This window comes from Halalkalibacter lacteus, assembly GCF_036663595.1.
Classification (GTDB): Bacteria; Bacillota; Bacilli; order Bacillales; family Bacillaceae_D; genus Halalkalibacter; species Halalkalibacter lacteus.
Map to the genome: position 1 here is coordinate 1 of NZ_JAWRVL010000409.1, position 243 is coordinate 243.

The 243-nt window shown below is 44.0% G+C and carries 1 protein-coding gene; it reads right to left on the reverse strand.

From position 1 onward, the window contains the following. Positions 1-243 (reverse strand): hypothetical protein (locus SAZ04_RS22835; RefSeq protein WP_332700055.1); only part of this gene is annotated, 243 nt, incomplete at both ends.

Below are 243 nucleotides of genomic sequence, written 5' to 3' on the forward strand. Positions count from 1 at the left end.
TCTACCGTTGCGCTTTTTGAATTGCGCATAGCTATACTACCGCCAATAGAAAGAACGTCTTTGGTAATTACAATCACATCAACAGAATCGTTTACTCTAACGGGCCAAACCAGGATGCGGGCCTCCCGCATGTAAGGAAGATCGCGGAGATAACGTTCATTGTTAGCCAACAGGTAAGGAGATAGGCGGTCATGCTCGCGAAAGAAAAGATTATTATGAACAACCCATGCTCTTGTTTTATAG